This window comes from Methylobacterium sp. WL116, assembly GCF_008039455.1.
In the GTDB taxonomy this organism is placed as follows: domain Bacteria; phylum Pseudomonadota; class Alphaproteobacteria; order Rhizobiales; family Beijerinckiaceae; genus Methylobacterium.
On record NZ_VRUV01000210.1, the window covers coordinates 1 to 7,613 of the forward strand.

The following is a 7,613-nucleotide window of genomic DNA, read 5'->3' on the forward strand; positions in this document are numbered from 1 at the left end:
CCGGCGCGGCGCTCGCGGCCTGCGCCGTCGCGGCCGGCCTCCTCGTCACGGTGTCGGCCCTGTCCCACGGGTCGGTCGCCGCCTGGACGCTGCTCACGGTCGGCCTCGCCAACGCGATCCTGTTCCCGACGATCTTCGCGATGGCGATCGAGGGCCTGGGCGATCGCACGGCGCAGGGGTCGGGGATCGTCTGCGTGGCGATCGTCGGCGGAGCGATCGTGCCGGTGATCACCGGAACCCTCGCCGACCATGCCGGGCTCGGGACCGCCCTCGGGGTGCCGGTGCTGTGCTACCTCTGCGTGGCGGGCTACGGGCTGGCCAACCTGCGCACCGCTCGAGACGTGCCGGCCACCGGGCCGCTGCCGGCCTGAGCGTTAACGGGCGTACGAAACAAAAAAGCAAGGCCCGAGGCCTTGCTTTTCAAGCAGTCAATCTGGTTCGACCTTTGGTTGTCCTACGCATTGACTGCGTGGCGGTCGATTTTCCTCCCGAGACCCGGACCTTTGCGTTCCCTCTGAGGGGCTACGCAACCATCGCGGGCTGCTTATAGGAACAACATTTCGTCCTGTCACCGGGTCGAAGGGACAAATCTGCGTTTTTTCGCCGAGAAATTGCAGGGAACCGTCTCCGGGGCCGTCGGCGGGTGGCGAAGCGACGAAACCGGGCTCCGGCCGGCCCCGAAGACCCAAGCCGCTTGTGTTTTCCGGTTGCAATGTGTTGTGTGCCCCCGGCAACGGGATCGGCGTCCGCGCGCGCCGCCAGACCCGAACCGACCGCCGGATCCGTCAAAGAAGCCTCATGCGTCTGTCCCGCTACTTCCTGCCGACCTTGCGCGAGACGCCCAAGGAAGCCGAGATCGTCTCGCACCGGTTGATGCTGCGCGCCGGCCTCGTGCGCCAGGAATCGGCCGGCATCTACGCGTGGCTGCCGCTCGGCCTGCGGGTGCTGAACAAGGTCTGCGACGTGATCCGCACCGAGCAGGACCGGGCCGGGGCGGTCGAGCTGCTGCTGCCGACGATCCAGTCCGCCGAGCCGTGGCGGGAATCGGGCCGCTACGACGCCTACGGCAAGGAGATGCTGCGCATCAAGGACCGGCACGACCGCGAGATGCTGTACGGCCCCACCGCCGAGGAGGTCGTGACCGGGATCTTCCGGGCGAGCGTGCGCTCCTACAAGGACCTGCCGAAGAACCTTTACCAGATCTCCTGGAAGTTCCGCGACGAGGTGCGCCCGCGCTTCGGCACGATGCGCTCGCGCGAGTTCCTGATGAAGGACGCCTACTCCTTCGACTTCGACCAGGCCGGCGCCCGCCACGCCTACAACCGGATGTTCGTGGCCTACCTGCGCACCTTCGCGGGCCTCGGCCTCAAGGCGATCCCGATGCGGGCCGATACCGGGCCGATCGGCGGCGACCTCAGCCACGAGTTCATCATCCTCGCCCAGACCGGTGAGAGCGAGGTGTTCTGCGACCGCGCCTATCTCGACTTCGAGATCCCGCCCGCGACCGTGGATTTCGAGGACGTCGCCGGCCTGCAGGGCCTCGTCGACGCCTGGACCTCGCACTACGCCGCCACCGACGAGATGCACGAGGCCGACGCCTTCGCCGAGGTGCCGGAGGAGAACCGCATGTCGGCCCGCGGCATCGAGGTCGGGCACATCTTCTACTTCGGCACGAAGTATTCCGAGCCGATGGGCGCCAAGGTTGCCGGCCCGGACGGGATCGAGCGCCCGGTCCACATGGGCTCCTACGGCATCGGCCCGAGCCGCCTGGTCGCCGCGATCATCGAGGCGTCGCACGACGAGGCCGGCATCATCTGGCCGGATGCGGTCGCGCCGTTCGACGTCGCGCTGATCAACCTGAAGACCGGCGACGCCGCGGCCGACGCCGCCTGCGCCGAGATCCAGGGGACGCTCGAGGCCGCCGGCCTCAGCGTGCTCTACGACGATCGCGACGAGCGGCCGGGCGCGAAGTTCGCCACCGCGGACCTGATCGGCCTGCCCTGGCAGGTGGTGGTCGGTCCCAAGAGCCTGGCCGAGGGCAAGGTCGAGCTGAAGCGCCGCGCCGGCGGCGAGCGCGAGACCCTGGCGCCGGTGGACCTGATCACCCGAATCCGGCGTGCCTGAGGCTCCGATGGCGGTCGAAGCCGGCACCGAGGCGAGCACGCGGAAGCCGGCATGGCTGCGCGGGGCGACCGCGCCGTTCGCGGCCTTCGAGTGGATCATCGCCGGACGCTACCTGCGCGCGCGCCGCCGCGGCGGCGGCGTCTCGGTGGTGGCGTTCTTCTCGGTGCTCGGCATCGCACTCGGCGTCGCGACGCTGATCATCGTGCTCTCGGTGATGAACGGCTTCCGGACCGAGCTGCTGTCGAAGATCGTCGGCATCAACGGCCACATCTTCGTCACCCCGATCGACCGGACCTTCACCGATTTCGCCGACCTGTCCGAGCGCCTGTCGAAGGTGGCGGGCGTGCGGGCCGCGATCCCGCTGGTCGAGGGCCAGGCCTTCGCCTCGTCGCCCTACGGCGGCAGCGGCGTGCTGGTCCGCGGCGTGCGCGGCGACGACCTCGGGGCGATCGGCGGCATCGCCAAGTCGCTTCGCGGCGGCACGCTGGAGGGCTTCGACGACGGCTCGGGGGTGCTGATCGGCCGCCGGCTCGCCGACAGCCTGGCGATCCAGGCCGGCGACACCATCACGCTCTCGACGCCGAAGGGCGCGACCACGGCCTTCGGCACCGCGCCGCGGACCAAGAGCTACACGGTCAAGGCGATCTTCGAGATCGGCATGACCGAGTTCGACTCGACCTTCGTGTTCATGCCGCTCGCGGAATCGCAGGCGTTCTTCAACCGCGAGGGCGACGTCAGCCTGATCGAGATCTACATCGACAACCCCGACGCGGTCGCCGCCATGCGCGAGCCGCTGGAGCTGGCGGCCGAGCGGCCGGTGCTGCTCACCGATTGGCGCCAGCGCAACCGAACCTTCTTCGGGGCGCTCGAGGTCGAGCGCAACGTGATGTTCCTGATCCTGAGCCTCATCGTCGTCGTGGCGACCTTGAACATCGTCTCCGGCCTGATCCTGCTGGTGCGCGACAAGTCGAGCGACATCGCCATCCTGCGCACCATGGGCGCGACCCCCGGCACGGTGATGCGCGTTTTCCTGATCAACGGCGCGCTGATCGGCCTCGTCGGCACCCTGTCGGGCCTCGGGCTCGGCATCCTGATCACGCTGAACATCAAGCCGATCCAGCGCGTGCTGTTTCCCGGCGCCTGGGACCCGACGGTGCGGTTCCTCGCCGAAATCCCGGCCGAGATGAACCCCACCGAGATCACGGTCGTGGTGCTGACCTCGTTCCTGCTCGCGCTCGCCGCGACGGTCTATCCCTCCTGGCGCGCGGCCCGGCTCGATCCGGTGCAGGCGCTGCGCTACGGCTGAGCGGCACTTCCATGAGCGGCACCTCCGAGAGCGCCGGCATCCCGCCGGTGCCGGCCCTGTTCTTTTCCCGCGTCGAGCGGCGCTATGCGCAGGGCGACCGGTCGCTCGACATCCTGCGCGGGGCCGACCTCGCGATCTGGCCGGGCGAGCTGGTCGCGCTGGTCGCGCCGTCGGGCGCCGGCAAGTCGACCCTGCTGCACCTCGCCGGTTTGCTGGAGCGGCCGGACGGCGGCGAGGTCTACGTCGGCGGCCAGCCGACCGCGGCGATGAAGGATGCCGAGCGCACGCGCTTCCGCCGTGAGGAGATGGGCTTCGTCTACCAGTTCCATCACCTGCTGCCGGAGTTCTCGGCGCTGGAGAACGTGGTGATGCCCCAGCTCATCCGCGGGCTCGGGCGCGGCGAGGCGAAGGCGCGCGCCACCGAGCTCCTGAGCTTCCTCGGCCTCAAGGACCGCCTCGTCCACCGGCCGGCGGAGCTGTCCGGCGGCGAGCAGCAGCGCGTCGCGATCGCGCGCGCCGTCGCCAACGGCCCGCGCCTGCTGCTCGCCGACGAGCCCACCGGCAACCTCGACCCCTCGACCGCGGGGCACGTCTTCTCGATCCTGCTCTCGCTGGTGCGCGCTTCCGGCCTCGCCGCCCTCATCGCCACCCACAACATGGAGCTCGCCGCCCGCATGGACCGCCGGGTCACCATCCGCGACGGGCTGATCCAGCAGCTGGACTGAGGGCGCACGGCGCGGTTCGGGATCCGCGCTCCATCCGTGCCGAATCGGAGCATTCGTCGCGAGATCCGCGCAGGCGTTGCAACCGAAACGAAGGGTCGCGGATTACCCGTTCGGACACGCACGAAGCGTCTCCGCTCCGGTGCCGGCGCGCCGGCCAAGCTGCCCAGGCGAGACCCAGATCCATGTCGACGACGTCCGTTGCTCCCGTCCTCGCGCTCGTCGCGCTCCTCGGCTTCGCCGCCCCCACGACGGCGTCGGCGGCCCCCGCCACCGCGACCGTGACCAAGGTCGCCGAGGTGACGCCCCCCGTCCGTCCGGTCTCGGCCACCGAGGGCGAGGACGACGGCGGCACCTGCAGCCGGATCCGCCGTCGTCTCTGGGTCGAGGGCGAAGGCTGGATCGTTCGCCGTATCACCACTTGCCGTTGAGCGGGATCGACTTCGGCGCCGCGCGCAATTCTGTGGGCAACAGCGCTCGCCGCGCGGTTTAAGCAGTCTTCGCCCGTGGCTTGGGCGGGCCGACCGGAACGAGATCGGCGAGACCGGGGTTTGCCCCGCATGTCAGCGTCCCGACCGGAGTTGCGATCCATGACCCGTCACCATCCGTCCCGCTCGCGGATCGCCGCCCGGTTCGCGCTCGCCGCCGCCCTGTCGCTCGGCGTCGGGGCCGCGCACGCCGAGACCGTGCGCGTCGCACCCTACGGCTACGGCTCGGCCTATGGCGGTCCGGTCGGGTACGGCTTCGCCGACGAGGCGGTGCGCGGTGCGTATATCGGTGCGCCCTTCAGCAGCGTGCCCTCGCCGAACCGCATCGTCCCGGCCCCCTGGAGCTACGGCACCTACGGCATCCCGACGATCTCGGGCGTGCGCGAGGCACCGGTGGCGGCGCCGAGCCTGACCGTGATCAACCCCGGCCTTCACCCGGCCTCCCGCCGCGGGCAGGGGCCGCGCATCCTGTCGCGCGGACGCGATGGCGCCTGGACCTCGGGCGGGCAGGTCCAGTCCGGGAACGGCGTCTCGGTCGTCACGGTCTCCGTGCCGCGGCGCTGAGCGTCAGCGGCGTTCGGGCTCGGTGAGCGCCGCGTACCACGCGGCATAGGGCGTGTTGCGCGGATGGCGCCCGCCCTGGTCCTCGGCTCCATCCGTCCACCAGACCGGCCCGCGCTCGCCGAGGGCTTCCTTGGCGGCCTGCACGGCGCCGCGCGCCGACCGCAGCAGCGCCGGAGCCTGGGGATCGCCCTTCCGTTCGGCGCGCTTGGCCGCCCCGACGGCGCGGCGCGCATCCATCAGCGCGTCGACGTGGCGTTGCCGGGCCGCTTCCGGCAGGCGCGGGTCGGTGCAGCGCCAGAGCCGCTCCCGGACGACGAAGTAGCGCCCGTCCGGCGTGCGCGGGTACGGCGCCGCCTCCGCCCCCTCCGACCTTCCTGTCGCGGTCACGCTCGCCTCCCGCACCCGCAATCGGGGTTCCCGCTCGTCCTCGGCGCCGCGTCGGCGCCGACCGGCGTTCGTACGATTCCGTCGCCGATCATCCACGTGTGCGCGAGCCGAGACTGCATCTTAAGGTTTTTAAGGCCTGGTTGCATCAGAACCCGTTTCCATCGGTATCGCGCGCCATGCACATCGTCATCGTCGATTCGAGCCGCGTCGTCCTCAAGATCATCACCGGGCTGCTGGAACCGCGCGGGCACGTCGTGAGCGCCTTCACGGACTCGGCCGCCGCCCGCGATTTCCTGGAGGAGACCCCGAGCGTCCGGGTGCTGATCACCAGCCTCGAGGTCCGGCCGGTGACGGGACTGGAGCTGTGCTGGTCGGCCCGGCTCCTCGCCGAGGCGCGCCGCCCCCTCTACGTCGTCACGATGTCGTCGGCGCGCAACGCGCGGAACCTCGCTGAGGCCTTGGACAGCGGCGCCGACGACTTCATCGAGAAGCCGCCGAGCGCCGAGGAGCTGCATGCGCGCCTGCGCGCGGCCGAGCGCCTAACCACGATGCAGAACGAGCTGATCCGGCTCGCCGAGACCGACCCGCTCACCGGCCTGCTCAACCGCCGCGCCTTCTTCGCCCGGGTCGGCGCGGCGACCGAGCGCGCCGGCAACCACGGGGCGCTCTCGGCCGTGCTCGCCGACATCGACCATTTCAAGCGCATCAACGACGAGCACGGCCACGATGTCGGCGATGCCGCGATCAAGGCCGTAGCCGAGCTTCTGGGCGCCCAGGGGATCGTCGGGCGCCTCGGCGGCGAGGAGTTCGCGGTGGTGCTGCCCGGACTTTCCCTCGCGGAGGCCGAGGCCGTCGCCGGGCGCCTCCGCCTGCAGGTGAGGGACCTCCGCATCCGCGGATCGCGCGGCCCCGTGCGCATGACGTGCAGCTTCGGCGTCAGCACCTGGTGCGAGGGCGACAGCGTCACCGCGCTGACCAAGCGCGCCGACATCGCCCTCTACGAGGCCAAGACCTCCGGGCGCGACCGCGTCGTCTCGGCCGAGAACGACCTCGTCCTCGCCCGCGCCGGCTGAAGCCCGGTCCGCTTCGCCGGCACGGGGACCCGCCGCCCTGCGTCGCTCGGTCGTCACGGAGACGGGTGGACGTTAAGGTTGATCGCGCTGTGCCTGTGCGAGACACGCGTTAAGTATAAGTCCGGCGCCGTATCTGATTTCGACACAAGTCGACTGCAAAAGACCGCAGGATTCGTCTGGAACGAGTCTTGAAGCACTTCTTCCGACCCCGGCCGAATTGTGCCATGCCGGGAAAGAAGGGTGCGCGGTATGAGTACGGCCGTAGACGTCCTGGTGTTCGACGAGCCCCAGGAGCTGAATCCCGCCTTCCGCGCGACGCTGGAGCACATGCCGGCGCTCCATACGATCGGCGAGGCCGACCTCGACCAGGTCGACCCGGCCAACACCGTCGCGCTGATCTTCCTGGACGAGACCCGGCTGCAGGTCGGGCTCAGCCACCTCGTGGACCTCAAGGCGCGCCTGCCGGCGCTGCGGACGCTGGTGGCGTTCCAAGCGCTGAACGCGGCCGACGTCGACGCGCTGCGGGAGGCCGGGGCGGACGCCTTCGTGGCCCGCTCCGCCACGCCGCGGGACCTCTGCAACGCCGTGCTGGCCCTGGCCGAGGGCGCCCCGCGGCTGATCGCCCGGAGCGAGGTCGAGGCGGGCACGGCCCCGTCCGCGGAGCCGGCCGACAGCCTCGGGCTGACGCCGCGCGAGGCCGAGGTCCTGCGCTTCCTCAGCGCCGGCTTCAGCAACAAGGAGGTCGCGCGCCGCCTGATGCTGTCGGTCCGCACGGTGGAGACCCACCGCCTGAACCTGCGCCGCAAGACCCAGACCGGACGGTTGAAGGATCTGGTCTCGCTCGCCCGTCAGCTCGGCCTCGCGCCGGTGCTCGACACCGAGCAGGGCCGTCGCGGGGCCGAATCGGCGCGGGCCAGCACGGGCGAGGGTCCGGCGCGCCATTGAGCGC

General features: G+C 70.8%; 8 protein-coding genes and 1 pseudogene. 8 read left to right on the top strand and 1 reads right to left on the bottom strand.

The genetic code is table 11. The features are described 5' to 3' along the window. From FV223_RS30480 to FV223_RS15495, 6 genes and pseudogenes are all read left to right on the top strand, one after another. Positions 1 to 371: pseudogene (locus FV223_RS30480) on the top strand (glucose/galactose MFS transporter); the annotation flags it as partial. Between the two features lie 427 nt (positions 372 to 798). Next, on the top strand, positions 799 to 2,124 hold the full coding sequence (gene proS, locus FV223_RS15475) for a proline--tRNA ligase (RefSeq protein ID WP_147727872.1): 1,326 nt from the start codon (positions 799 to 801) through the stop codon (positions 2,122 to 2,124). Positions 2,125 to 2,131: 7 nt separating this feature from the next. Beyond that, a complete protein-coding gene (locus FV223_RS15480) occupies positions 2,132 to 3,430 on the top strand; it encodes a lipoprotein-releasing ABC transporter permease subunit (RefSeq protein ID WP_147727873.1) in 1,299 nt (432 codons plus the stop codon). Between the two features lie 11 nt (positions 3,431 to 3,441). Beyond that, positions 3,442 to 4,155, top strand: a complete 714-nt coding sequence (locus FV223_RS15485) for an ABC transporter ATP-binding protein (protein ID WP_147727874.1) — start codon at positions 3,442 to 3,444, stop codon at positions 4,153 to 4,155. A 182-nt stretch (positions 4,156 to 4,337) separates the two neighbouring features. Beyond that, complete coding sequence (locus tag FV223_RS15490) at positions 4,338 to 4,583, top strand: hypothetical protein (protein ID WP_147727875.1); 246 nt, start codon at positions 4,338 to 4,340, stop codon at positions 4,581 to 4,583. Positions 4,584 to 4,742: 159 nt separating this feature from the next. Next, complete coding sequence (locus FV223_RS15495) at positions 4,743 to 5,204, top strand: hypothetical protein (protein ID WP_147727876.1); 462 nt, start codon at positions 4,743 to 4,745, stop codon at positions 5,202 to 5,204. Between the two features lie 3 nt (positions 5,205 to 5,207). Here FV223_RS15495 and FV223_RS15500 read toward each other — a convergent pair whose 3' ends face one another. Further along, complete coding sequence (locus tag FV223_RS15500) at positions 5,208 to 5,591, bottom strand: hypothetical protein (protein WP_147727877.1); 384 nt, start codon at positions 5,589 to 5,591, stop codon at positions 5,208 to 5,210. A 176-nt stretch (positions 5,592 to 5,767) separates the two neighbouring features. Between FV223_RS15500 and FV223_RS15505 the strand changes: the two genes are divergently transcribed. Next, the gene (locus FV223_RS15505; protein ID WP_147727878.1) at positions 5,768 to 6,664 is read left to right on the top strand and encodes a diguanylate cyclase; all 897 of its coding nucleotides are present in this window, start codon (positions 5,768 to 5,770) and stop codon (positions 6,662 to 6,664) included. 249 nt (positions 6,665 to 6,913) lie between these two features. After that, on the top strand, positions 6,914 to 7,609 hold the full coding sequence (locus tag FV223_RS15510; protein WP_147727879.1) for a response regulator transcription factor: 696 nt from the start codon (positions 6,914 to 6,916) through the stop codon (positions 7,607 to 7,609). The last annotated feature ends 4 nt before the right edge of the window (positions 7,610 to 7,613 follow it).